This window comes from Streptomyces sp. NPDC020875 (genome assembly GCF_040641415.1).
Lineage (GTDB): Bacteria > Actinomycetota > Actinomycetes > Streptomycetales > Streptomycetaceae > Streptomyces.
In genome coordinates this window covers 1-25,603 of record NZ_JBFADP010000013.1, presented here as the reverse complement: position 1 = coordinate 25,603, position 25,603 = coordinate 1, and the positions used below count along the sequence as shown (strand labels likewise).

The window sequence follows — 25,603 nt, the reverse complement described above, 5'->3', positions numbered from 1 at the left end:
CGGCACGGGACACGGCGGCACACCCCCGGCACCGTACGAGCCCCGCCGACGCCCGGCCGCCACCGGGCGCGTCGGTTCACCGCCCGGCGCGTTCCTTGCGGTACGCGCCCGGCGGCACCCCCACGATCCGGGTGAAGTGACGGTTCAAGTGGGGCTGGTCCGTGAAGCCGACCGCGACCGCCACATCGGCCGGGCGCTCCCCCAGGGCCAGCAGCCGCTGCGCCCGGCGCACCCGGGCGTCGGTGAGCCAGGTGTGCGGCGGCATCCCGTACGCCGCCTTGAACGCCCGCAGCAGCGCGAACGGGGCCGCCCCCACCTCCCGGGCCAGCCGCTCCAGCGACGGCGGCTCGGCCATCCGCTCCGCCAGCAGTTCCCGGGCCCGGGCCGCGGCCGACGGGCCCGCCAGGAGCGGGGCACGGCCGGGCGGGGCTCCCCCGTTGGTCCGGAGCAGCCGCCCGATCACGGTCCGCAGCAGGGTGTCGGCGGCCAGCGCGTCGCCCGCGTCCGCCGTCTCGTACACCCGGCGCAGCAGGGCGGACGCGGCCGGATCGGCCGTGACGGGGTCCCGGAAGGACGGGGTGCCGCGCGGGGCGCCGATCTCGTCGGCGACGCCGGAGACCAGGCCGAGCGACGGATAGAGGGCGATATAGGCCCAGCCCTCGGGGTCACCGGTCCTGGCCTCGTGGGGGACCTCGGGGTTGAGGACGGCGATGTCGCCGGGCCGGAGGAGGACCCGGCCGCCGGTGAGCCCCATGTCCTCGACCCCGCGTACCACGGTGGCCAGCAGATAGCCCTCGTGGCTGTGGCGGGGGAAGGTGTGGCCGACGTAGCGGGCCAGCAGCAGATCGAGGTCGGGCAGCTCCTCGTGCCGCCAGTGCCGGGCCCATTCCCGTCCGGCCGTGCCCCGCGGTGTCGTAGCCCTCTCCATGGGGCCATTGTGCGCGCGGCGGCGGGCTCGCCGCCCCGGTCGGCCCCGGCCCGACCCGATCTTCGGGCCGGTGTCCGCGCTGGTCAGAGCCGTTCCGGGCCGATTGTCAGTGGCACGGTGCACGATGGGGGACATGGCCGGGAATGTGCTCGACTCGTTCTCCCCCGCGACCCGGGGCTGGTTCGCGGGGGCCTTCAGCGCGCCCACGGCGGCGCAGGAAGGCGCCTGGCGGGCGATCGGCGAGGGTTCGGACGTCCTCGTGGTCGCCCCGACGGGCTCGGGCAAGACGCTCGCCGCCTTTCTCGCCGCCCTCGACTCCCTGACGTCCGTGCCGCCGCCCGCCGACCCCAAGGCGCGCTGCCGGGTGCTGTACGTATCTCCGCTGAAGGCCCTCGCGGTCGATGTGGAGCGCAATCTGCGCAGCCCGCTGACGGGGATCCGGCAGGAGGCGGTGCGGCTGGGGCTGCCGGAGCCGGAGGTCCGGGTGGGGATCCGCTCGGGCGACACCCCGGCCGCCGAGCGCCGGGCCCTCGCGACCCGGCCGCCGGACATCCTGATCACCACCCCCGAGTCCCTGTTCCTGATGCTGACCTCGGCCGCCCGGGACGCCCTGGCCGGGGTGGAGACCGTGATCCTCGACGAGGTGCACGCCGTGGCGGGCACCAAACGGGGTGCGCATCTGGCGCTGTCGCTGGAGCGGCTGGACGAGGTGCTGCCGCGCCCGGCCCGCCGGATCGGTCTGTCGGCCACGGTCCGGCCGGTGGACGAGGTGGCCCGCTATCTGTCGCCGCGGCGCCGGGTGGAGATCGTCCAGCCGCCGTCGGAGAAGGAGTTCGATCTGTCGGTGGTGGTCCCGGTCGAGGACCTGGGCGAGCTGGCCGCCCCCGCCTCGGACGCGCCGGGCGCCCCGGCGTCCGGCGGCGACCGGCCGTCGATCTGGCCTCATGTGGAGGAGCGGATCGCCGACCTCGTCCAAGCGCACCGTTCGACGATCGTCTTCGCCAACTCGCGCCGCCTCGCGGAGCGGCTCTGCAACCGGCTCAACGAGATCGCCTACGAACGGGCCGCGGGCGAACCCCTGCCCGAGGGCGCCCCGCCCGCCGAGATCATGGCCCAGTCCGGGGCCGCCCGGGGCGCGCCCCCGCTGCTCGCCCGGGCGCACCACGGCTCGGTGTCCAAAGAGCAGCGGGCGCTGGTCGAGGAGGATCTGAAGGCGGGGCGGCTGCCCGCCGTGGTGGCCACCTCCAGTCTGGAGCTGGGGATCGACATGGGCGCGGTCGATCTGGTCGTCCAGGTCGAGTCCCCGCCGTCGGTGGCCTCGGGCCTCCAGCGGGTGGGCCGGGCCGGACACCAGGTGGGGGCGGTCTCCCGGGGCGTGGTCTTCCCGAAGTACCGGGGGGATCTGGTCCAGTCGGCCGTGGTCACCGAGCGGATGCGGGAAGGCGCCATCGAGGCGCTGCGGGTCCCGGCCAATCCGCTGGACGTGCTGGCGCAGCAGCTGGTGGCGACGGTCGCCCTCGACACCTGGCAGGTGGACGATCTGCTGGCGCTGGTCCGGCGGGCCGCGCCGTTCGCGGCCCTGCCGGAGTCGGCGTTCGAGGCCGTGCTGGACATGCTGGCCGGGCGCTATCCGTCCGACGCCTTCGCGGAGCTGCGGCCCCGGGTGGTGTGGGACCGGGTCGCGGGCACCGTCACCGGACGGCCCGGCGCGCAGCGTCTCGCGGTCACCTCCGGCGGCACGATCCCCGACCGGGGACTGTTCGGGGTCTTCCTCGCCGGTGCCTCCGCCGAGAAGGGCGGCGGGGGCCGCCGGGTCGGCGAGCTGGACGAGGAGATGGTGTACGAGTCCCGGGTGGGCGATGTCTTCACCCTGGGCACCACCTCGTGGCGGATCGAGGACATCACCCGCGACCGGGTCCTGGTGACCCCGGCTCCCGGGGTACCGGGGCGGCTGCCGTTCTGGAAGGGCGACCAGCTGGGCCGCCCCCTGGAGCTGGGGCGCGCGGTCGGCGGATTCCTGCGCGAGGTGGGGGCGCTGTCCGCGGAGGACGGCAGGCTGCGGCTGCTCGCCGCCGGTCTGGACGCCTGGGCGGCGGAGAACGTGCTGGCGTATCTGGACGAGCAGCGCCGGGCCTGCGGGCATGTCCCCGATGACCGGACGATCCTGGTGGAGCGGTTCCGGGACGAGCTGGGCGACTGGCGGGTGGTGATCCACTCCCCGTTCGGCGCCCAGGTGCACGCGCCGTGGGCGCTGGCCATCGGCGCCCGGCTCGCCGAGCGGTACGGCATGGACGCCCAGGTCATGCATGCCGACGACGGCATCGTGCTGCGGCTGCCCGACGCCGATCTGCTGGGCCTCGACCTGCTCGACGCGGACCCCGCCCGGCAGGACACCGTCTTCGACGACGGACAGGCGCCGGTGGGCGCCGCCGACACCGTCTTCGACAAGGACGAGATCGGCGGGATCGTCACCGACCAGGTCGGCGGCTCGGCGCTGTTCGCGGCCCGGTTCCGCGAATGCGCGGCCCGGGCCCTGCTGCTGCCCCGGCGCAGCCCCGGCAAGCGCACCCCGCTCTGGCAGCAGCGGCAGCGCGCCGCCCAGCTGTTGCAGGTGGCGAGCGAGTTCGGCTCCTTCCCGATCGTCCTCGAAGCCGTCCGGGAGTGCCTCCAGGACGTCTTCGACGTACCGGGTCTGACCGAGCTGATGGGCGATATCGAGGCCCGGCGGGTCCGGCTGGTGGAGGTCACCACACCCGAGCCGTCGCCGTTCGCCCGCTCCCTCCTCTTCGGCTATGTCGCCCAGTTCCTCTACGAGGGGGACTCGCCGCTCGCCGAACGGCGGGCGGCCGCCCTGTCCCTCGACTCCCGGCTCCTCTCCGAGCTGCTGGGACAGGCCGAGCTGCGGGAGCTGCTGGACCCGGAGGTGCTGGCCGAGCTGGAGCGGGAACTGCGGTGGCTTACCGAGGACCGGCGGGTGAAGGACGAGGAAGGGGTCGCCGATCTGCTGCGGATCCTGGGCCCGCTGACCGATTCCGAGCTGGCCGAGCGGGGCGCCGACCCCGGCTGGGTGCGCGGCCTGGCCGCCGCCCGGCGGGCCATCCGGGTCCGGATCGCCGGTGCGGAGACCTGGGCGGCGATCGAGGACGCCGGACGGCTGCGGGACGCGCTCGGTACGGCGCTCCCGGTCGGGGTGCCCGAGGCGTTCACCGAGCCCGTCAAGGACCCCCTCGGCGATCTCCTCGCCCGGTACGCCCGCACCCACGGCCCGTTCACCACGGCCCGGGCCGCCGCCCGCTTCGGGCTCGGCCCGGCCGTCACCGACGGCGCGCTGCACCGGCTGGCCGCGACCGGCCGGATCGTCGTCGGCGAGTTCCACCCCGCTCCGGCGGCCCTCGGCCCGGACGGCGCCGGGCAGGAATGGTGCGACGCCACCGTGCTGCGCCGGCTGCGGCGCCGGTCCCTGGCCGCGCTCCGGCAGGAGCTGGAGCCCGTGCCGCCCACCGCGCTCGCCGACTTCCTCCCCCGCTGGCAGCACATCGGCGGCCGCGAGCTGCGGGGCGCCGACGGTCTGGCCCGCGCGGTCGAACAGCTCCAGGGCGTGGCGGTGCCCGCCTCCGCGCTGGAGAAGCTGGTCCTGCCGTCCCGGGTGCACGGCTACACCCCCGCCCTGCTCGACGAGCTGACCACCACGGGCGAGATCGTCTGGGCGGGCGCGGGCGCGCTGCCCGGCAAGGACGGCTGGATCGCCCTCTATCCGGCTGACTCGGCTCCCCTGCTGCTCCCGGCCCCCCACCCGCTGGAGGAGACACCGCTGCATTCGGCGGTGCTGGCCGCCCTCGCCCCCGGATACGGCCTGTTCTTCCGGCAGATCGCCGACCGGGTCAGGGCCGACCATCCGGAGGCCGCCGATCCGCAGCTCGCCGACGCCGTCTGGGACCTGGCGTGGTCGGGGCGGCTGACCAATGACACCCTCGCCCCGCTGCGATCCCTGCTGGGCTCGGGCCGGACCGCCGGTTCGACGGCCCACCGCGCCCGGCGGACCGTCCCCCGGGGGCGGTACGGCGGGCTGACGACCGCGGCCGGGCCCGTGTCCCGCGGCGGCCCGCCGACGGTGAGCGGGCGCTGGTCGCTGCTGCCGCCCGCCGAGCCGGACCCCACCCACCGGGCGCACGCCCTGGCCCGCTCGTTGCTGGACCGGCACGGAGTGGTGACCCGGGGCGCGGTGGCCGCCGAGGGCGTCGAAGGCGGCTTCTCCGCCGCGTACCGGGTGCTGACCGCGTTCGAGGACCGCGGCCAGGCCCGCCGCGGCTATGTCGTCGAGGGCCTGGGGGCGGCCCAGTTCGCGATGGACGGCGCGGTCGACCGGCTGCGCGCCTCCTCCGGCGCCCGGGAGCGCTCCGAGGGGCGTACGGAACCGCACGCGCTACTGCTGGCGGCGGCCGACCCGGCCAACGCCTACGGCGCCGCCCTGCCCTGGCCCGATCCCCCGGACGGCGCGGCGCACAAACCGGGCCGCAAGGCCGGTTCCCTGGTCGTACTGGTCGACGGCGAGCTGGCCCTCTATCTGGAACGCGGCGGGAAAACCCTGCTGGCCTGGGCCGACGCAGACTCCCCCGGTTTCGCGGCGGCGGCCGGTGCCCTCGCCGACGCGGCCCGCCGGGGCGCTCTGGGCTCGGTCACGGTGGAGCGTGCCAATGGCGTCCCGGCGCTCACCTCGCCCTTCGGCCGGGCCCTGGAGACCGCCGGTTTCCACGCCACCCCGAGAGGTCTGCGGCTCAGACCGTGACGGGCCCGGTCCGCCGCGACGGGTCCGCCCCGCCCCCGCCCGCTGCCGCATGATGGAGCCATGCCCGAAGGAGACACCGTCTGGCTGACCGCGCACCGGCTGCACGACGCCCTCGCCGGAGGTGTGCTGACCCGGTTCGACCTGCGCGTACCCCGCTTCGCGACGGCCGATCTCACCGGACGGGCGGTACGGGACGTCACCCCGCGCGGCAAGCATCTGCTGACCAGGTTCGAGGGCGGCCTCACCCTCCACTCGCATCTGCGGATGGACGGCGCCTGGCGGGTCTTCCCGGCCGGCGCCCGGTGGACCGGCGGCCCCGCCCATCAGATCCGGGCGGTGCTGGGTACGGAGGCGGCCACCGCCGTGGGCTACCGCCTGCCGGTGCTGGAGCTGCTGCGTACCGGTGAGGAGGACCGGGTGGTGGGCCATCTGGGGCCGGATCTCCTCGGCCCGGACTGGGACGCCACGACCGCCGTCGACCGGCTGCGGGCCGATCCGGCCCGCTCCCTCGGTGACGCCCTGCTCGATCAGCGCAATCTCGCCGGGATCGGCAATGTCTACCGCTGTGAACTGGTGTTCCTCGCCGGGGTCACGCCTTGGCTGCCGGTCGGCGAACTACCCGGCGAGACACTCCCCCGGCTGGTCGCCACGGCCCGTCGGCTGCTGATGGCGAACCGGACCACCTTCGAGCGCCGTACGGTCGCCGGTACCGGTCGCCGCGGTCCGCTGCTCCATGTCTACGGCCGGGCCGGGCAGCCCTGCCCCCGCTGCGGCCGGCCGGTCCGGGTCACGCCGTACCGCGGTCCGGGCCCGGCGCTCTCCGGCGACGAACGGATCACCTACTGGTGTCCCGGCTGCCAGCGGGGCCCGGGACCCGACGACGCCCCCCGGTGACACCGCCCACCCGGCACATCGCGGTGACCGCCCCGGCTATCACGCCGGGATGATCACGGCGCTCCGGCGTTCGGCGGCCCCGGCGGGGCCTTCCGGGACCGGAAGGCGGTGGCGTGGACCGGCAGCAGCCCCAGGCCCCAGCCGCCCGCCGCGACCGCGCCCTCGACCAGCCCCGCCCGGTCGGGTGCGAGCGTCAGCCGGAGTACGGCCCACCACCACAGGGCCCCGCCCAGCAGCCCGGCCAGGCCGAGCCCGGCGACCAGCAGCGGCCGGGCCGCGTACCGGCGGCCGCTGGTCGCCGACAGCGGCCGGGCGGCGTACCGGCGGCGTATCACGGCGGCGCGGGGTCCCTCAGACGCTCTCGGCCTGGAACATCCAGGCATGCTTCTCGAGATCGGCCGTCACCCCGATGATGATGTCCTGGCTCACCGGGTCGGGGTCACCGGTCACACCGATGCGCTCCCGCATCCGCCCGATCACCGCGCCCAGCGCGTCCACCATGATCCGGACCGCGTCGACGTCCTTGATCCAGCCCTCGGGCACCCCGTTGATCGCGCTCTGCGCGGCCACGGTCGCGGCCCGGCCGTCCGGCGGCACACCGATCGCGGAGCACCGCTCGGCCACCGTGTCGGAGTGCAGCCGGGCCGTGTCCACGACCTCGTCCAGCTGCAGATGAACCGACCGGAACCGCGGCCCCATGACGTTCCAGTGCACCTGTTTGGCCACCAGGCCGAGGTCCACGAGATCGACGAGCGCGCCCTGGAGCGCCGTACCGACGCTCTTGAGGTCGGTCTCGGACAGCGGGCTCTTCACAACAGACATGCGTCCTCCACTCGGTCACCGATCCCTCCCACCATGACATAGCACTCAGGAGGGAACATTTCGATGAAGGGCACCTGCCCGGGCCCAAACGGCGAAAACCCCGGTGTCGCCTTCCCCACAGAGGGGAGGTGACACCGGGGTTCGCTACCGCTGATCGACGGCCGGTCCGCCCGACCGGCCGATACCGCCGCCGGACGGATCAGGCGGCGACGACGTCGACGGCCTCCGCCGGCGCCTTGATCGTCACCCGCTCCGTCGGCACACCCGCCACCGACGTCACGGAAACGGAGTTGAGCATCGGGCGTACCGGTGCGGGCACCGGCTCGCTCGCGGCTGCCGACGCGGCCAGTTCGGCCAGCGACAGCTCGTCACTCACTTCCCGCATGAGCTCGGACATCCGTACGTCCAACGCGTCGCAAATGGCGGAGAGCAGTTCGGAGGACGCCTCCTTCTGCCCCCGCTCCACCTCGGAGAGATAGCCGAGCGAGACTCGGGCGGACGAGGAGACTTCGCGCAACGTACGGCCCTGGCGCTGGCGCTGCCGACGCAGCACGTCACCCAGCAGGCGACGGAGCAGAATCATCGGTGGCTCCCTCCTCGGACCGCGTAGCCGCATCCTTCACGCCCCACCGTACCGCCTCGCGCCGCGGCCGTGCGGGGAGCGATGACGTGTTCACTCAGGGCTGTAAACATCAATTCCCCCCGTTCTGTTCCGTATCCTGTGCCCGCGCATTTCCGTGCAGTTCGCCGGAGAGCAGCTCCAGTACGCTCCGTACACTCTCTTTACGGATTTCCGCCCGGGTGCCGTTCAATCTCAGTGCGGCGACTTTCTCGATTCCGTCCGGTCCCGAAACGGCCACGAAGACCGTTCCGGCCGGTTGCCCGTCCTGCGGGCCGGGACCGGCGACCCCGGTGGTGGCGATTCCCCAGTCGGCGTCCAGCAGTCCGCGCACACCCGCCGCCATCTGCGCCGCGACCTCGGAACACACCGGCCCCCGCTCCGCCAGTAGGGTCGCGTCGACCCCCAGCAGCCGCTCCTTGAGCCCGGTGGCGTACGCCGTCACGGAGCCGAGGAAGGAGCGGGACGAGCCGGGTACGCCGGTGATCCCGGCGGCCACCAGGCCACCGGTGAGGGACTCGGCCACGGCCAGGGTCTGGTCACGCTCCGCGAGCAGGGTCAGTACCCGCTCCGCCGCCGGTACCGCGGTCATCGGGCGTCCGGCCCGCCGCCGCGCTCCTTGGCGAGCCCCCGGCGGCGCATCGAGACGGCCTGACGCACGTAATCCAGACCGGTGACGACGGTCAGCACGACGGCCAGCCCCATCACCCAGAAGCGGAGGGTGGCCAGCCCCCCGGTGAGCGCCAGGACGTACATCCCGACGGCCGTGCCCTGGGCCAGGGTCTTCATCTTGCCGCCCCGGCTGGCCGGGATCACCCCGTGCCGGATCACCCAGAACCGCATCAGGGTGATGCCCAGCTCGCGGAAGAGGATCACTCCCGTGACCCACCAGGGGAGATCACCGAGGGCGGAGAGACAGATCAGGCCCGCCGCCATGATCGCCTTGTCGGCGATCGGGTCGGCGATCTTCCCGAAGTCGGTGACCAGGTTGTACGTCCGGGCCAGATGCCCGTCGAAGACATCCGTGATCATCGCGACGGCGAACGCGGCCCAGGCCCAGGCGCGCCAGGCGGGGTCGTAGCCACCGTCCTGGAGCAGCAGCACCACGAAGGCGGGGACCAGCAGCAACCGCAGCATGGTCAGGAGGTTGGCGATATTCCACAGGCTGGCCTGATTGACGGCCGCAGCGCCCAGCTTGCCGCCGGGTGCCGGCCGGCCGGGCCGGCCGCCCCCGGCGGATGCCGGCACTCCGGTCATCTGGCCGCCTCCTCGCCGCCCGCGGGCCGACCACCGTCCCCGGCGCGCCGCCGGGCGCCCAGCGGCGCCGCCCCGGCGACCAGGGCCTCCAGCGCGGCGGACCCGGTGGCCGACGGCGCCGCCGCGGTCACCACCTGCTCGCCGGGCAGACCCAGATACTCCGCGACCAGGTCGACGCCCTCGGTGGCCACGACCTTGGCCCGCACCATCCGGCCGGGCTCCAGGCCCTCGGCGGAGGTGAAGACGATCTGGCCGTCGGTCTCCGGCGCCTGGTGCGCGGCCCGCCCCACGGCGGCCTCGTCCTGATCGCCCGCGCCTTCCCCGGCGACGGATTCGACCAGCACCTCCAGCTCCTCGCCGACCCGCTCGTCGGCGCGCTGCGCGGTCAGCTCCTCGGCGAGCCGGGAGAGCCGGGAGAGCCGCTCGGCGACGACGTCCTCGTCGAGCTTGTTCTCGTACGTGGCGGCTTCCGTACCGTCCTCGTCGGAGTAGCCGAACACACCGATGGCGTCGAGCCGGGCATGGGTGAGGAAGCGCTCCAGCTCGGCGTAGTCGGCCTCGGTCTCGCCCGGGAAGCCGACGATGAAGTTGGAGCGCACCCCGGCCCGCGGCGCTCTGGCGCGGATGGTCTCCAGCAGTTCGAGGAAGCGGTCGGTGTCACCGAAGCGCCGCATCGCGCGCAGCACCCCGGGGGCGGAGTGCTGGAAGGAGAGGTCGAAGTAGGGCGCGACCTTGGGCGTACCGGTCAGGACGTCGATCAGTCCGGGCCGCATCTCGGCGGGCTGGAGATAGCTGACTCGTACACGCTCAATGCCGTCGACGGCCGCCAGCTCCGGCAGCAGGGTCTCCAGCAGCCGGATGTCGCCGAGGTCCTTGCCGTAGGACGTGTTGTTCTCGGAGACCAGCATGATCTCCTTCACGCCCTGCTCGGCCAGCCAGCGGGTCTCGCCCAGCACATCGGAGGGGCGGCGCGAGATGAAGGAGCCCCGGAAGGAGGGGATGGCGCAGAAGGTGCAGCGCCGGTCGCAGCCGGAGGCCAGCTTCACCGAGGCCACCGGGCTGCTGCCGAGCCGGCGGCGCAGGGGGGCGCGCGGCCCGGATTCGGGCGCGAGCCCCTCGGGGAGGTCGGCGAGCCCTTCGGGCAGTTCGGCGGGCGCCTCGGCGGGCGCGCCGTGTCCGGGGAGCGCCACATCGGTCGCGGACTGCCGCTCGGCGGGGCTCAGCGGCAGCAGCTTGCGCCGGTCGCGGGGCGTGTGGGAGGCGTGGATCCCGCCGCCGAGGATGGTCCGCAGCCGGTCGGAGATGTTCGCGTAGTCGTCGAAGCCGAGGACGCCGTCGGCCTCGGGGAGCGCGTCCGCCAGCTCTTTGCCGTACCGCTCGGCCATGCAGCCGACGGCGACCACGGCCTGGGTGCGGCCGTGGTCCTTGAGGTCGTTCGCCTCCAGCAGGGCGTCGACGGAGTCCTTCTTGGCGGCCTCGACGAAGCCGCAGGTGTTGACCACGGCGACATCGGCGTCGGAGGCTTCGTCGACCAGGTCCCAGCCGTCCGCTGCCAGACGGCCTGCTAGCTCCTCCGAGTCCACCTCGTTACGGGCGCAGCCAAGAGTGACAAGGGCGACGGTACGGCGTTCGGGCATGGGCTCAAGACTACTTCGTCCGGGCCCGCGCCTTCGCCCCGAGCCTCGCCGACGGGGGGTACGCGGCCGGAGCACCGTCCGACCCGCCCCGTTACCCGGCCGTATCCACCGTCCGGGGCGCTTTGCCCCACCGTCGGCCGGTCCTCCCGGGGTGTGCCCCGCTGGTCCGGCGCCCGCCGACGGAGATCCCGGCCGTCCGGGGGCGTCAGCCCGCCTCGGGGTCGCCCTTCGTGTACGAGAGCCGTTCGACCTGCCCCTGCTTGAACTCGTCCTCGATCTTCTTCCCGTTGACGTACAGCTCGATCGCCCCGGCGTTGCCGAGGATCAGATCGATCCGGCGGTCGTCCTGGAAGGTACGGGTATCGCCCTTGGCGAGCGTGCCGTCGAAGATCTTCCGGCCGTTGGCGGCCTCGGCGGAGATCCAGCTCTTGTTCTTGAGCACGGTCAGCTTGACGGTGACCTTGTCGGCCGGGGCGGCGGCGATCGCCGAGTCGGACGGCACCGGGCCGGGCTTCTCGGCGGGTCCGCCGGACGGCTTGGTCCCGGTCCCAGCCGACCGCTCGGCCTGCGGCCCCTTGGCGACCTGGCCCTGCCCGGCGCCGTCGTCCCCGCCGTTGAACAGGGTGAAGCCGACGAAGCCGACGACCGCGACGATCGCCGCGACCATGGCCGCGGTCCAATTGGGGCGGCGCGGCTCCGGCCGGATCCGCTCGGCCTCGAAGAGGGGCGCGGCGGGGGTCGGCGCGGGGCGTCCGCCGCGCTCGGAGTCGTACTGTCCGACCAGCGGTTCGGGGTCGAGCCCGACGGCCCCGGCGATCATCCGGATATGGCCGCGGGCGTAGACGTCGCCGCCGCTGCGGGTGAAGTCGTCGTGTTCGATCGCGGTCACGATCGGGACGCGTACGCGGGTGGTGGCGCTGATGTCGTCGACGGTCAGTCCGGCCGCGAGCCGCGCCTGCTGGAGGACGCGCCCGATGGAGGGCCGCTCCTCGGGGGTGGAAGGCCGGTCGTCTTCGGGGGAGTTGCCGATGGACACGGGGGTGCCTTTCGAGCGTGTAACCACCTGCTGGAGGTTCAGTCTACGGGTGGTACGAAAGGGTGGGGCAACCGGGCGGAAGGAGTTTGTACGCCATCGGAATGGCCGGTACGCCGACGGCGCCGAGGGGAGTTCTCCACTGCCCCTCACCCCAACTTGACGTATGAGCAAGGGAAACGGTTGCTCTCCCGTCCCACGGGGGCGGAAACACCCCGGCCGCGTCGCACGCGGGGCGCGGCGCGCTCCGGCGCGCGCAACCGTCCGGCGTGTCGCGCCCGGCGCGCCGACGGGCTTCCGGGCCCGGAAAGCGGTATCGGCCCGGTACGGCCGCGAGCGCCGCCGACGGCCGCCCGGCCACGCGCCGCGCGTCGCCCGCCGCCGGGAACGGGTACCCGCCGCGATCAGGGGAGGACCGCCGGAGCGTGCCACCGTACGACCGGCCGGGTCCCCCGGTCGTCGCCGCCGGGGCCGGGGTCACGGCGCCGACTCCCCCCGGATCACCGCCAGCACCTCGTCCAGCTCGTCCGGTTTGATCAGTACGTCGCGGGCCTTGGAGCCCTCGCTCGGGCCGACGATGTTCCGCGACTCCATCAGATCCATCAGCCGCCCCGCCTTCGCGAAGCCGACCCGCAGCTTCCGCTGGAGCATCGAGGTCGATCCGAACTGGGTGGAGACCACCAGCTCGGCGGCCTGGCAGAGCAGATCGAGATCGTCGCCGATGTCCTCGTCGATCTCCTTCTTCTGCTTGCCGCCGACGGTGACGTCGTCCCGGAAGACCGGCGCCATCTGGTCCTTGCAGTGCTGGACCACCGCACCGACCTCGTCCTCGGTGACGAAGGCGCCCTGCATCCGGACGGGCTTGTTGGCGCCCATCGGGAGGAAGAGTCCGTCGCCCTTGCCGATCAGCTTCTCCGCGCCCGGCTGGTCGAGGATGACCCGGCTGTCGGCGAGGGACGAGGTGGCGAAGGCCAGCCGCGACGGTACGTTCGCCTTGATCAGCCCGGTGACGACATCGACGGACGGCCGCTGGGTGGCGAGCACCAGATGGATTCCGGCGGCCCGGGCGAGCTGGGTGATCCGGACGATGGCGTCCTCGACGTCCCGGGGCGCCACCATCATCAGATCGGCCAGCTCGTCCACGATGACCAGCAGATACGGATAGGGCTGGAGCTCCCGCTCACTGCCCTCCGGAAGTTTGACCTTCCCGGCCCGGATCGCCGCGTTGAAGTCGTCGATATGCCGGAAGCCGAAGGCCGCGAGGTCGTCGTAGCGCAGATCCATCTCACGGACGACCCACTGGAGCGCCTCGGCGGCCCGCTTGGGGTTGGTGATGATCGGGGTGATCAGATGCGGAATGCCCTCGTACGCGGTCAGCTCGACCCGCTTGGGGTCGACCAGCACCATCCGGACGTCCTCCGGGGTCGCCCTTATCATCACCGAGGTGATGAGGCAGTTGATGCAGGAGGACTTACCGGATCCGGTCGCGCCCGCCACCAGGATGTGCGGCATCTTGGCGAGGTTGGCCATCACATAGCCGCCCTCGACGTCCTTGCCGAGCGCCACCAGCATGGGGTGGTCGTCCTCGGCGGCGTCGGCGAGCCGCAGTACGTCGCCGAGGTTGACCATCTCCCGGTCGGTGTTGGGGATCTCGATACCGACCGCGGACTTGCCGGGGATGGGCGAGATGATCCGTACGTCCGGGCTGGCGACGGCGTAGGCGATGTTCTTGGTGAGGGCCGTGATCCGTTCGACCTTCACGGCGGGGCCCAGTTCGACCTCGTAGCGGGTGACCGTCGGGCCCCGGGTGAAGCCGGTGACGGCCGCGTCGACCTTGAACTCCGTGAAGACATTGGTCAGCGACGCCACGATCGCGTCATTGGCGGCGCTGCGCGTCTTGCCGGGACCGCCGCGTTCCAGCAGGTCGAGGGAGGGCAGGGAGTAGGTGATGTCCCCGGCGAGCTGGAGCTGCTCGGCCCGGGGCGGCAGCGGCCCGGCCCGTTCGGGCGCGGGCTTGGTCAGATCCGGTACGGAGCCGGCCGCGCCCTTCTCGGCGACGGCCCCCCGCTTCCCGGCGGCCCTACCGCTCTCTTCGGGCAGGTCGGCGTCCCGCGCGGGCGGCACCGGGGTTCCCGCGCGCCGCAGATCGGCGGTGACGTCCTTGGTCAGATCGGCGACCAGCGGGGAGGGCGGCAGCCCGTTGTAGACCGCGCCGTCCAGCGCGGCGGCCGCGGCGGCCGCCACGTCGACGGCGTCCATCGGCCGGTGCGCGGACGGCTGGACGGAGCCCCGGCGCGGGGAACGGCGCTGGGACAGCTCGGCCGACTCGGCGTCGTCGGGGTCGTACGCCGCCCCGCCCCGCCGGGGGCGGCGCGGCTTCCCCGCCGCGCCGGGTACGGCGTCCCGCCACTGGTCCTCGTACCGCCGGTCGTCCTCGGTCCGGCCGCCGTCCAGGCCCTCCGGGTACGCGTCGGACTCGGCGGGCCGGACCAGGCCCAGCTTCACCCCGAGCAGCCTCAGCCGCTGCGGAATGGCGTTGACGGGGGTGGCGGTGACGACCAGCAGCCCGAAGACGGTCAGCAGGACCAGCATCGGTACGGCCAGTACCTCGCCCATCATGAAGATCAGCGGTTTGGAGGCGGCCCAGCCGATCAGCCCGCCCGCGTCCTGCATGGCGCCGGTGCCCGCGTCGCGGCCGGGCGAGCCGCAGGCGATGTGGACCTGCCCGAGCACGCCGACGACGAGGGCGGAGAGCCCGATCACGACCCGCCCGTTGGCCTCCGGCTTCTGCGGATAGAGGATCAGCCGGACGGCGATCACCCCGAGCAGTATCGGCACCAGCAGATCGAGCCGGCCGAAGGTGCCGGTGACCAGCATCTCGACCAGATCGCCGACGGGGCCGCTGAGATGGGACCAGGTCCCGGCGGCGACGATCAGGGCGACCCCGAGCAGCAGCAGGGCGAGCCCGTCCTTGCGGTGGGCCGGGTCGAGGCCCTTGGCGCCGCGCCCTATGCCGCGGAACATCGCCCCGACGGCGTGGGCGGTCCCGAGCCAGAGGGCCCGGGCGAGCCGGTAGACACCCCCGGTCGGGGACGGCACCTTCTTGGGCGCGGGTTTGGGGGCGGCGGCCTTCTTCTTGGCCGGGGCCTTCTTCGCGGGCACGGCCTTCTTCGCCGGAGCCTTCCCGGCGGCGGTCTTCTTCGCGGGAGCCGCCTTCTTGGCGGCCGGAGCACCGCTCGTACGGCCGGAACGCGGCTTGGCGGCGCCCGCCGTCTCCTGGGAACCATTGCCGGACGTACGTGAGGCCATGGAGGTGAGGTTACCGGTGCCGACGGCGGTGGACACGTGTGCCCACGGCTTCACCCCAACGTGTCGCCTTTCCGGGGCGCGAAGGTGACGCCTGCTCAGCGGCGGTACGCGCCGGGCCCGCTCACCGGCCCTACCGGGACCACGGGCCGACCGTACGAGCCCGGCTCCGCGCCGGCCTTCACTGCGTACGCGCCCCCGGGCCGCCCGCACCACCGCGCGGGCCCCGGCTCCGTACCGTCAGCTCTGCGACGGCAGGGCGGGCGCGCCGCCCGCACCCGGCTCCAGCGCGTCCAGCGCCCGGCGCAGCCCGGTGAGTTTCCGCTCCAGATGGGCTGCGGTCGCCACGGCGGCGGCGTCCGCGGCGTCGTCGTAGAGCTGCTTGGAGAGCGCCTCGGCCTGCTCCTCGACGGCGGCCAGCCGGGCGGACAGCTCGGCGAGCAGGCCCGCGGGCTCCTTGCCGTTGTCGGCGGAGTTCGTCCGGCCGTCGCCGTCCAACTGGAGCCTGAGCAGTGCGGCCTGCTCCCTCAGCTGGCAGTTCTTCATATACAGATCGACGAAGACCGAGACCTTGGCCCGCAGCACCCACGGGTCGAACGGCTTGGAGATGTAGTCGACCGCGCCCGCCGCGTAACCCCGGAAGGTGTGGTGCGGGCCGTGGTTGATCGCGGTGAGGAAGATGATCGGGATGTCCCGGGTCCGCTCCCGCCGCTTGATGTGCGCGGCGGTCTCGAAACCGTCCATGCCGGGCATCTGCACATCGAGCAGAATGACCGCGAAATCGTCCGTCAGCAGCGCCTTGAGCGCTTCCTCCCCGGACGATGCCCGGACCAGTGTCTGATCGAGCGCGGAGAGAATGGCCTCCAGCGCCAGCAGATTCTCCGGCCGGTCATCGACCAGGAGGATCTTGGCCTTCTGCACCATGCCCCGTCCTCCTCGCCCCGGATGGGAGTCTCCCCGGCCTCGTGAGCGCGGGGAACACACCGGGCGCCGCCCCGGGGGACGGCTCCTTTGCGCCGTCCGCCCTTGTGCCGGTCATGGTAGCCGCACCCCGCCCACCGCCACACCCTGTCACCGGGATGTCACTGTGCACAGAGCGGAAACGTGCCGCGAGACCAGAAGGTTCCCCGAAATCCACTCTCCCACACACCTCCAGGCAATCTCAGTCACCAACTAGGGGCGTTTCCATCAGATCTGATAACCAATTGATCACCGGTGTCGACTTCGGCGATCAACTTCCGGTCACGTTTCGTATCAGCGCCGTCGCATCCAATCCTCCATCACCGAGAGCAGATGATCCGGGTCGACCGGCTTGGTCACATAGTCCGAGGCACCCGACTCGATCGCCTTCTCCCGGTCGCCCTTCATCGCCTTCGCGGTGAGCGCGATGATCGGCAGCCCGGCGAACTGCGGCATCCGGCGGATCGCCGTCGTCGTGGCGTAGCCGTCCATCTCCGGCATCATGATGTCCATCAGGACGACCGTCACATCGTCGTGCTGCTCCAGCACCTCGATGCCCTCCCGGCCGTTCTCCGCGTACAGCACCGAAAGGCCGTGCTGCTCCAGCACGCTGGTGAGCGCGAAGACATTGCGGATGTCGTCGTCGACGATCAGTACCTTCTCGTTGTCGAAGGCGAAGGTACGGCGCGGCTCCGCGCCCGCCTCCTCACCGACCGCCTCCAGCGGGCCATCGGCGGCCGACGGCACCCCGCCGACCGGCGCCGCCGGACCCCCCGCCGGGCCACCGGCGGACGCCGCGGGCAGCGCCGGGGCCTCCGGAGCACCCCCCAGCGCCTTGCGGCGGCGGCGGAACAGCGCCGCGGGACCCGGGTCACCGCCCTGGAGGAGCCGCTCGGGGCGCTCCGGCGGCGCGCCCGCGCCGTCCGTACCGTCCCCCGCCCCACCGGCCGCCGACGACGGCTGCGCCACCGGATGCAGCGGCAGATAGAGCGTGAACGTCGAACCACGGCCCGGCTCGCTCGCCGCGTGGATCTCCCCGCCCAGCAGCCGGGCGATCTCCCGGCTGATCGAGAGCCCGAGCCCCGTACCGCCGTACTTCCGGCTTGTCGTCCCGTCCGCCTGCTTGAACGCCTCGAAGATCACCCGCATCTTCCCGGCCGCGATCCCGATCCCCGTATCGGTCACCGAGAACGCGATCAGCTCCGAGTCGGGGCTGGCCAGCGTGCCGCCCTCCAGCAACTGCTCGTGGATCGACGCCGGGACGTCCGCCCCCGCCGGACGGATCACCAGCTCCACCGCCCCCGAATCGGTGAACTTCACCGCGTTCGACAGCAGATTCCGCAGCACCTGCAACAGCCGCTGCTCGTCGGTGTGGAGCGTCGCCGGCAACTCGGGCGAGACCCGGACCGAGAAGTCAAGCCCCTTCTCCGCCGTCAGCGGACGGAACGTCGCCTCCACATAGTCCACCAGCTGCACCAGGGCGATCCGGGTCGGACTGACGTCCATCTTCCCCGCCTCGACCTTCGACAGATCGAGAATGTCGTTGATCAGCTGGAGCAGATCGGAACCCGCCCCGTGGATCGTCTCGGCGAACTCCACCTGCTTCGGCGAGAGATTGCCCTCCGCGTTGTCCGCCAGCAGCTTCGCCAGGATCAGCAGCGAGTTCAGCGGCGTCCGCAGCTCGTGCGACATATTCGCCAGGAACTCCGACTTGTAGCGCATGGAGACCGCGAGCTGTTCCGCCCGCTCCTCCAGCACCTGCCGGGCCTCCTCGATCTCGGTGTTCTTCACCTCGATGTCCCGGTTCTGCTGGGCCAGCAGCTCCGCCTTGTCCTCCAGCTCGGCATTGGACGCCTGCAGCGCCTTCTGCCGGTTCTCCAGCTCCGCCGAACGCTCCCGCAGCTGCTCCGTCAGCTCCTGCGACTGCTTCAGCAGCACCTCGGTCTTGGTGTTCACACTGATCGTGTTGACACTGGTCGCGATCATCTCGGCGATCTGGTTCAGGAAGTCCCGCTGGATCTGCGTGAACGGCTGGAACGACGCCAGCTCGATCACCCCGAGGACCTTCCCCTCGAAAAGCACCGGCAGCACGATCACATACGCCGGGGACGCCTCCCCGAGCCCCGAGGAGATCTTCAGATACCCCGGCGGCACATTGACCTGGATCGTCCGCTTCTCCTCGGCGGCCGTCCCGATCAGCGTCTCCCCCGGCCGGAACGAGGTGGGCATGAGACCGGCCGAGTAGCCGTAACTCGCCCGCATCTGGAGCTCGTACGAGGTCTCCTCCTCGCCCGACACATCCGAACTGCCGCCCGTCGGCATCGCCAGGAAGAACGCGCCGTGCTGAGCCGACACCACCGGCGTCAGCTCGCTCATGATCAGCGACGCCACGTCGTCCAGATCCCGGCGCCCCTGCATCAGACCCGAGATCCGGGCCAGATTCCCCTTCAGCCAGTCCTGCTCCTCATTGGCGAGGGTGGTGTCCCGCAGATTGGCGATCATCGTATTGATGTTGTCCTGGAGGACCTGGATCTCCCCGGCCGCGTCCACGTCGACCTTCAGATTGAGATCGCCCCGGGTCACCGCGGTCGCCACCGCAGCGATCGCCCGCACCTGCCGGGTCAGGTTCCCGGCCATCTCGTTCACCGACTCCGTCAGATCCCGCCAGGTGCCGTCCACGTCCCGGACCCGGGCCTGACCGCCGAGCTGACCGTCCGTACCCACCTCACGGGCCACCCGGGTCACCTCACCCGCGAACGCCGACAGCTGGTCGACCATGGTGTTGATGGTCGTCTTCAGTTCGAGGATCTCGCCCCGGGCGTCGATATCGATCTTACGGGTCAGATCGCCCTTGGCGATGGCCGTGGTCACCGTGGCGATCTGGCGGACCTGCCAGGTCAGATTGGACGCCATCGAGTTCACCGACTCGGTCAGGTCCTTCCACGTCCCGGAGACCCCCGGAACCTGCGCCTGACCGCCCAGCTCGCCCTCGGTGCCCACCTCACGGGCCACCCGGGTCACCTCGTCCGCGAACGACGACAGCGTCGTCACCATCGTGTTCACGGTCTCCGCCAGCTCCGCGAACTCGCCGCGCGCCTCGACGGTCACCTTCTTCGTCAGATCGCCGTTGGCGACCGCCGCCGACACCCGGGCGATGTTCCGCACCTGATTGGTGAGGTTGTTCGCCATCAGATTGACGTTGTCGCTGAGGTCCTTCCAGATACCGGTGACCCCGCGCACCCGGGCCTGACCGCCCAGCACACCCTCGGTACCCACCTCACGGGCCACCCGGGTCACCTCGTCCGCGAAATCGGACAACTGGTCGACCATGGTGTTGACCGTCGTCACCAGTTCGAGGATCTCGCCCTTGGCGTCCACGGTGATCTTCTTCGACAGATCGCCCTTGGCGACCGCCGTGGTGACCTCCGCGATGCTCCGCACCTGGGACGTCAGATTGTTGGCCATCGAGTTGACGGACTGGGTGAGGTCCTTCCACGTCCCGGAGACGCCCTGTACCTCGGCCTGACCGCCCAGCATGCCCTCCGTACCCACCTCGCGGGCCACCATCGTGACCTGCTCGGCGAAGTCGGAGAGCTGGTCGACCATCGTATTGATGGTGTTCTTCAGCTCCAGGATCTCGCCCCGGGCGTCGACCTCGATCTTCTGCGACAGATCACCGCGCGCCACCGCCGTCGCGACCTGGGCGATATTGCGGACCTGGTTGGTCAGATTTCCCGCCATACCGTTCACGGAGTCCGTCAGATCGCGCCAGACCCCGGCCACGCCCGGCACCTGGGCCTGACCGCCGAGCCGGCCCTCCGTACCCACCTCGCGCGCCACCCGCGTCACCTGGTCGGCGAAGGCCGAGAGCTGGTCGACCATCGTATTGATGGTGTTCTTCAGCTCCAGGATCTCGCCCCGGGCGTCCACGTCGATCTTCTGCGACAGATCACCGCGCGCCACCGCCGTCGTCACCTGCGCGATCTGCCGGACCTGCCAGGTCAGGTTCCCGGCCATGAAGTTGACCGAGTCCGTCAGCTCCTTCCAGGTACCGCTGACGCCGTCGACCCGGGCCTGACCGCCGAGCCGGCCCTCCGTACCCACGTCCCGCGCCATCCGGGTGACCTGGTCCGCGAAGGACGACAGCTGCGCCACCATCGTATTGACGGTGTTCTTCAGCTCCAGCATCTCCCCGGCCACGTCCACCGTGACCTTCTGCGACAGATCACCGCGCGCCACCGCCGTCGTCACCTGCGCGATGTCCCGAACCTGACCGGTCAGGTTGTGGAACGCGGTGTTGACCGAGTCCGTCAGGTCCTTCCACGTCCCCGCCGCACCCGGCACCCGCGCCTGACCGCCGAGCCGGCCCTCGATACCGACCTCGCGGGCCACCCGGGTCACCTCGGAACCGAACGACTGCAGCTGGTCCACCATCGTGTTGACGGTGTTCTTCAGCTCCAGCATCTCCCCGGCCACGTCCACCGTGACCTTCTGCGACAGATCGCCGTTGGCGACCGCCGTCGTCACCTGCGCGATGTCCCGTACCTGGGTGGTCAGATTGCGGAAGACCGTATTGACCGAGTCCGTCAGGTCCTTCCACGTCCCCGCCGCACCCGGCACCTGGGCCTGCCCGCCGAGCAGCCCCTCCCCGCCGACCTCGGACGCGACCCGCGTCACCTCGTCCGCGAACGTCCGCAGCGTCTCCGTCATCTGGTTGACGGTCTCCGCCAGCTGGGCGACCTCGCCCCGCGCGTTGACGGTGACCTTCTGCGACAGATCACCGTTCGCGACCGCCGTCGTCACCTCGGCGATCGCCCGGACCTGCGAGGTCAGATTCCCCGCCATCGTGTTGACCGAGTCGGTGAGGTCCTTCCACACCCCGGCCACCCCGGGCACCTCGGCCTGGCCGCCCAGCATGCCCTCGGTCCCCACCTCGCGGGAGACCCGGGTCACCTCGGACCCCAGGGACTGGAGCTGGTCCACCATCGTGTTGACGGTGTTCTTCAGCTCCAGCATCTCCCCGGCGACGTGCACCGTCACCTTCTGCGACAGATCGCCCTTGGCGACCGCCGTGGTGACCAGCGCGATGTCCCGCACCTGCGCCGTCAGCCGCTGCGCCATCGTATTGACGGAGTCCGTCAGATCCTTCCAGGAGCCCGACATCCCCCGGGCCTGCGCCTGGCCGCCCAGCTTGCCCTCGGTACCGACTTCCAGCGCGACCCGCGTCACCTCGTCCGTGAACGCGGACAGCTGGTCCACCAGACCGTTGACGGTCCGCGCCACCTTGAGGAACTCTCCGCGCAGCGGCCGGACCACCCCGTCCGTGCCCTGCGACCGCAGATCCATCCGCTGCTGGAGATCGCCGTCGGCCACCGCCGACAGCACCCGGCCCACCTCGGACACCGGCCGCGCCAACTCGTCGACCAGCGCGTTCGACGCGTCGATCGCGGCGGCCCAGGACCCTTCACAGGCCCCCGTGTCCAGCCGCTCGGTCAGCTTCCCCTCCCGCCCCACGACCCGGCGCACCCGCGCCAGCTCACCGGTGAGATGGAGATTACGGTCCGCGACCTCGTTGTAGACGGCGGCGATCTCCGCCATCACATCGTCGCCGGACACCGTCAGCCGCTTGCGGAAGTTCCCGTCCCGCATCGACGTCAACGCCGCCAGCAGGCGATTCAGATCGACCGTGTCCACCACGGTCGTCCCACCGCCCCGGGACCGGCCGCCTTTCGCGCGCGTGTTCCCGCCACGCGCCGCCACGCCAGACTCCACCGTGTCCCTCCCGCAGGGGTTGACCGTTCTCACGAGCTCATATCGGGTAAGTGCCCAGTGTTTCACCCGGACCGAACCAGGCCATAACAGTTCGGCGGCTTCGCAGCACGTCCCCGCCCTCGGAGGGCGGAAACAACGGCGACCGGCATCCGCTCGGACTGCGAAGGTAAGTAACCTGGCCTCCGGCTGTCCAACCGCCCCGGTCCGCCCGGCCGGGGCGACAGGGGCGTGGCACAGGGACCGGGCACCGGGAGGGACGGGCCGATCATGGCAGAGCCGGGCGTCGAGACGCGTACGAGGAGTTCAGTGATCACCGCTCGGGCAGCCGCCTCCTTCGACCCGGTCGGACGGTCCGTGGCGACCGCCCGCGCCTTCGTCCGGGACACCCTCCACGGCTGGGGGCATGCCGAAATCGTCGATGACGCCGTCGTTCTGACCAGCGAACTCGTCACCAACGCCATCGTCCACGCCGGAACCGCCGCCGACGTCCTCTGTCTCCGCACCGACGACAGTGTCCGGATCGAAGTCGCCGACCGCTACCCCGAACGTGAGATTCCGCTCCAGGGCAGTCATGTACTCGCCCCGCTGGACAGCGAGAACGGCCGCGGCCTCCAGCTCTGCTCCGCCCTCGCCTCCCGCTGGGGCGTCGAGTACACGGCCACGTACAAGCAGGTCTGGTTCCAGCTCGATCTGCCCCAGCGCCCGGTCGGCACCCGCTCGGCGGGGCCCGTACTGCCGACCCCCATGCTTCCGGTCGCCGACGAACGCGTCCGGGTCGCCGTCGCCCAGATCGACCGCGTCGGCGCGATCTCCGTCTGGAACGAGGACGCCGAGCACCTCTTCGGCTACCCCGCCGACCAGGTCGTCGGCAAACCCCTCGCGGATCTCGCCGCCTGGCCCCACACCCCCGGCACCAGCACGGGGATCGCCGAGGCCCTCCAGCTCTCCCGCTGGGAGGGCAGCTACGGCATCCGGGACACCGAGGGCCGGGTCATCCCCGTCTACGCCTCCCACCTGCGGGTCCGTGACACCCAGGGCGAGCCGTCCACGGTCTGTCTACTGGTACGCGACGACGAGCGCGCCGTCCTCCAGACCCCGCACCGGGTCACCGCCGCCGCCGAGAGCGGTATCGAACCGCACGCCGCAGACCCCTTCGAGGTCTTCATCGGCTCGCCCGCCCCCGACGACCTCGACGGTCTGCTCCAGCGCACGGTGGAACGCGCCCGTGACATGCTCGACGGCGACGCCGCGTTCCTGCTGCTCGCCACCGACGACGAGACGGAACTGGAGGTCCGGGCCACCACCGGTCTGCCGTCGGCCCGCCAGCGGTTCGCCCGGGTCCCCGTCGAGGCCGGTACGGGGCGGTACGGCTCCGCCCGGATGCCCGCGGTCCACGACGACCTCACCTCCGTCCCCGGCGCGGTACCCCTGCTCAACACCACCGGCATGCGCTCCGTCGTCACCGTCCCCCTCAAGGTCGAGGGCCGGCTCACCGGCTCCCTCGGGGTCGCCGCCGAGTCCGCGGGCCGCTATACGAACGAGGAGGCCCTACGGCTCCAGTTCGCGGCCGACCGGATCGCCCTGGCCGTCGAATCCGCCCGTCTGGGCGAACTGGAACGCCTGCGGCGCGGCTCCCTCTCCTTCCTCGTCGAGGCGTCCGACCTGCTCGCCGGAACCCTCGACCGGGACCAGACGCTGGCCCTGATGGCGCAGATGACGGTCCCCACCCTGGCGACCTGGTGTGCCGTCTACACGATCGCCGACCCCGCGTCCGACCCGTACCTCAGCTATGTACTGCACGAGGACGAGGAGCGCATCGACGGTCTGAAGGAGCTGCTGTCCCGGGTGGCCCCGCCGGAACCGGTCCGGACGCCCGGGGCCCGGGTCTGGACCGCCCCGGCCAAGGCCGCCCAGCAGGCCGCCCTGGAGACCTCCAAGCGCGAGCTGGGCCTCGGCTCCTCGTCGCCCGTCTCATCGGGTATCGGCAATACGCTCGCCATCGCGGCGGCCGTCGGGGGCGAGACGGTCGTTCTGCCGCTGGTCGCCCGGAACCGGGTGATCGGCATGCTGACCCTCGGCAAGCCCACGGACGAGCACTTCCGCCAGGAGATCCTCGAACTCGCCGAGGACCTGTCGCGCCGGGCGGCCCTCGCCCTCGACAACGCGCGGCTGTACTCGGAGCGCGTCGCCATCAGCCAGTCCCTCCAGCGCAGTCTGCTGCCGCCGGAGTCCCCGCAGATCCCGGGCGTCGACGTCGAGGTGATCTACCGCGCGGCGGGCGAGGGCAACGAGGTCGGCGGCGACTTCTACGACGTCTTCCCGATCAGTGACGGCACCTACGGCTTCGCCATCGGCGACGTCTGCGGTACGGGCCCGGAGGCCGCCGCGGTCACCGGTCTCGCCCGGCACGCGCTCCGGTTGCTGGCCCGTGAGGGCTTCGGCGGCCCCGCGGTCCTGGAGCGGCTCAACGCGGCCATCCTCGACGAGGGCTCCCGCAGCCGCTTCCTCACCCTGCTCTACGGCGAGTTGAAGCTCCAGGAGGACGGCAGCGCCAAGCTCAAGGTCGTCTGTGCGGGCCACCCTCTGCCGCTACGGCTCCGCCCCGACGGCACGGTCGACTCACCCGCGGAGCCCCAGCCGCTGCTGGGCGTCATGGACGATCTGGAGCTGCACGAGGAGGCGGTGACCCTCGCCCCCGGGGACGTCCTGCTCTGCGTCACGGACGGCATCACCGAACGCCGCGAGGGCACCCGCATGCTCGGCGACGACGGCCTGGCCGATGTCCTCACCTCGTGTACGGGCCTCACGGCGGGCGCGGTGGCCGGCCGGGTGATGCGCGCGGTCGAGCGGTTCGCCGCCGAGCCCGCGTCCGACGACATGGCGATCCTGGCCCTCCGTATCCCGGAGCCGGACCAGCTCCCCCAGCCCGAGCGGAAGTAGCTCCCCCGGAGCACTCACTCCCCGAACACGAAGAAGGCCCCCGCCGAACGGCGGGGGCCTTCTTCTGTACGAGCCCCAATACGGAATCGAACCGTAGACCTTCTCCTTACCATGGAGACGCTCTACCGACTGAGCTATTGGGGCCTTGCTGCCCTGCGGCAACGAGGTAAATCATACCCCGAGTTGGGGGGTGTTTCGAACCACCGGCGCCACGAAGATCGTCGTGGCGGTCCAGGACCCCGCGGACCACCGCACACCGACCGCCCTCCGAGCCCCCGCCGGGAAGGCAGGACCGTCGGCCGACCGGCCCGACAAGGCTCGTAAAGGCACGGCCCCTGAAATGCAGAAAGGGCTCTGGCCCCGAGACATAGTCTCAAGGGGCCAGAGCCCTCACTCAAAGATTGTTCGGCGGCGTCCTACTCTCCCACAGGGTCCCCCCTGCAGTACCATCGGCGCTGAAAGGCTTAGCTTCCGGGTTCGGAATGTAACCGGGCGTTTCCCTAACGCAATAACCACCGAAACACTATGAAACAAACAACCCAACCAGCAATGGGGGTCGTTGCCTCAGAACTAACACAGTGGACGCGAGCATCAATGGACAAGCCCTCGGCCTATTAGTACCGGTCACCTCCACCAGTTACCTGGCTTC

General features: G+C 71.8%; 13 protein-coding genes, 1 tRNA gene, 1 rRNA gene and 1 pseudogene. 3 read left to right on the top strand and 13 right to left on the bottom strand.

What is annotated here, in order from left to right; translation table 11 throughout:
• Positions 1-76 precede the first annotated feature (76 nt).
• A complete protein-coding gene (locus AB0G74_RS09705) occupies positions 77-928 on the bottom strand; it encodes an AraC family transcriptional regulator (RefSeq protein ID WP_361142607.1) in 852 nt (283 codons plus the stop codon).
• Between the two features lie 133 nt (positions 929-1,061).
• Between AB0G74_RS09705 and AB0G74_RS09700 the strand changes: the two genes are divergently transcribed.
• Positions 1,062-5,714, top strand: coding sequence for an ATP-dependent helicase (locus AB0G74_RS09700; RefSeq protein ID WP_361142605.1), 4,653 nt, complete (start codon positions 1,062-1,064; stop codon positions 5,712-5,714).
• A 60-nt stretch (positions 5,715-5,774) separates the two neighbouring features.
• On the top strand, positions 5,775-6,608 hold the full coding sequence (locus AB0G74_RS09695; RefSeq protein WP_361142602.1) for a DNA-formamidopyrimidine glycosylase family protein: 834 nt from the start codon (positions 5,775-5,777) through the stop codon (positions 6,606-6,608).
• 53 nt (positions 6,609-6,661) lie between these two features.
• On the opposite strand, the gene AB0G74_RS09690 is transcribed toward AB0G74_RS09695, so the two are convergent.
• The 10 genes and pseudogenes from AB0G74_RS09690 to AB0G74_RS09645 form a co-directional block, all read right to left on the bottom strand.
• Entirely contained in the window at positions 6,662-6,853 is a 192-nt protein-coding gene (locus AB0G74_RS09690; protein ID WP_361142852.1) for a hypothetical protein, read from the bottom strand.
• Positions 6,854-6,959: 106 nt separating this feature from the next.
• Positions 6,960-7,430, bottom strand: coding sequence for a DNA starvation/stationary phase protection protein (locus AB0G74_RS09685; RefSeq protein WP_361142599.1), 471 nt, complete (start codon positions 7,428-7,430; stop codon positions 6,960-6,962).
• Positions 7,431-7,629: 199 nt separating this feature from the next.
• Complete coding sequence (locus AB0G74_RS09680) at positions 7,630-8,013, bottom strand: helix-turn-helix transcriptional regulator (RefSeq protein ID WP_175408184.1); 384 nt, start codon at positions 8,011-8,013, stop codon at positions 7,630-7,632.
• A gap of 109 nt (positions 8,014-8,122) precedes the next feature.
• Positions 8,123-8,641: a nicotinamide-nucleotide amidohydrolase family protein gene (locus AB0G74_RS09675; RefSeq protein WP_361142596.1), complete on the bottom strand. Its 519-nt coding sequence runs from the start codon at positions 8,639-8,641 to the stop codon at positions 8,123-8,125.
• Positions 8,638-9,306, bottom strand: coding sequence for a CDP-diacylglycerol--glycerol-3-phosphate 3-phosphatidyltransferase (gene pgsA, locus AB0G74_RS09670; RefSeq protein WP_358825459.1), 669 nt, complete (start codon positions 9,304-9,306; stop codon positions 8,638-8,640). The genes AB0G74_RS09675 and pgsA overlap by 4 nt, the downstream gene beginning before the upstream one ends.
• Before the next feature lie 155 nt (positions 9,307-9,461).
• A pseudogene (gene rimO, locus AB0G74_RS09665) lies at positions 9,462-10,943 on the bottom strand (30S ribosomal protein S12 methylthiotransferase RimO); the annotation flags it as partial.
• Positions 10,944-11,148: 205 nt separating this feature from the next.
• A complete protein-coding gene (locus AB0G74_RS09660; RefSeq protein WP_361142593.1) occupies positions 11,149-11,979 on the bottom strand; it encodes a helix-turn-helix domain-containing protein in 831 nt (276 codons plus the stop codon).
• Positions 11,980-12,453: 474 nt separating this feature from the next.
• A complete protein-coding gene (locus AB0G74_RS09655) occupies positions 12,454-15,285 on the bottom strand; it encodes a DNA translocase FtsK (protein ID WP_361142590.1) in 2,832 nt (943 codons plus the stop codon).
• Positions 15,286-15,522: 237 nt separating this feature from the next.
• Positions 15,523-16,206, bottom strand: coding sequence for a response regulator (locus AB0G74_RS09650; RefSeq protein WP_361142587.1), 684 nt, complete (start codon positions 16,204-16,206; stop codon positions 15,523-15,525).
• 330 nt (positions 16,207-16,536) lie between these two features.
• Positions 16,537-22,014, bottom strand: a complete 5,478-nt coding sequence (locus tag AB0G74_RS09645; RefSeq protein WP_361142584.1) for a HAMP domain-containing protein — start codon at positions 22,012-22,014, stop codon at positions 16,537-16,539.
• Positions 22,015-22,281: 267 nt separating this feature from the next.
• On the opposite strand from AB0G74_RS09645, the gene AB0G74_RS09640 reads away from it, so the two are divergent.
• A complete protein-coding gene (locus AB0G74_RS09640; RefSeq protein ID WP_361142582.1) occupies positions 22,282-24,954 on the top strand; it encodes a SpoIIE family protein phosphatase in 2,673 nt (890 codons plus the stop codon).
• Positions 24,955-25,025: 71 nt separating this feature from the next.
• On the opposite strand, the gene AB0G74_RS09635 is transcribed toward AB0G74_RS09640, so the two are convergent.
• Both AB0G74_RS09635 and rrf read right to left on the bottom strand, forming a co-directional pair.
• A tRNA-Thr gene (locus AB0G74_RS09635) sits at positions 25,026-25,098 on the bottom strand.
• A 259-nt stretch (positions 25,099-25,357) separates the two neighbouring features.
• Positions 25,358-25,474 (bottom strand): 5S ribosomal RNA (rrf, locus tag AB0G74_RS09630).
• Positions 25,475-25,603 lie beyond the last annotated feature (129 nt).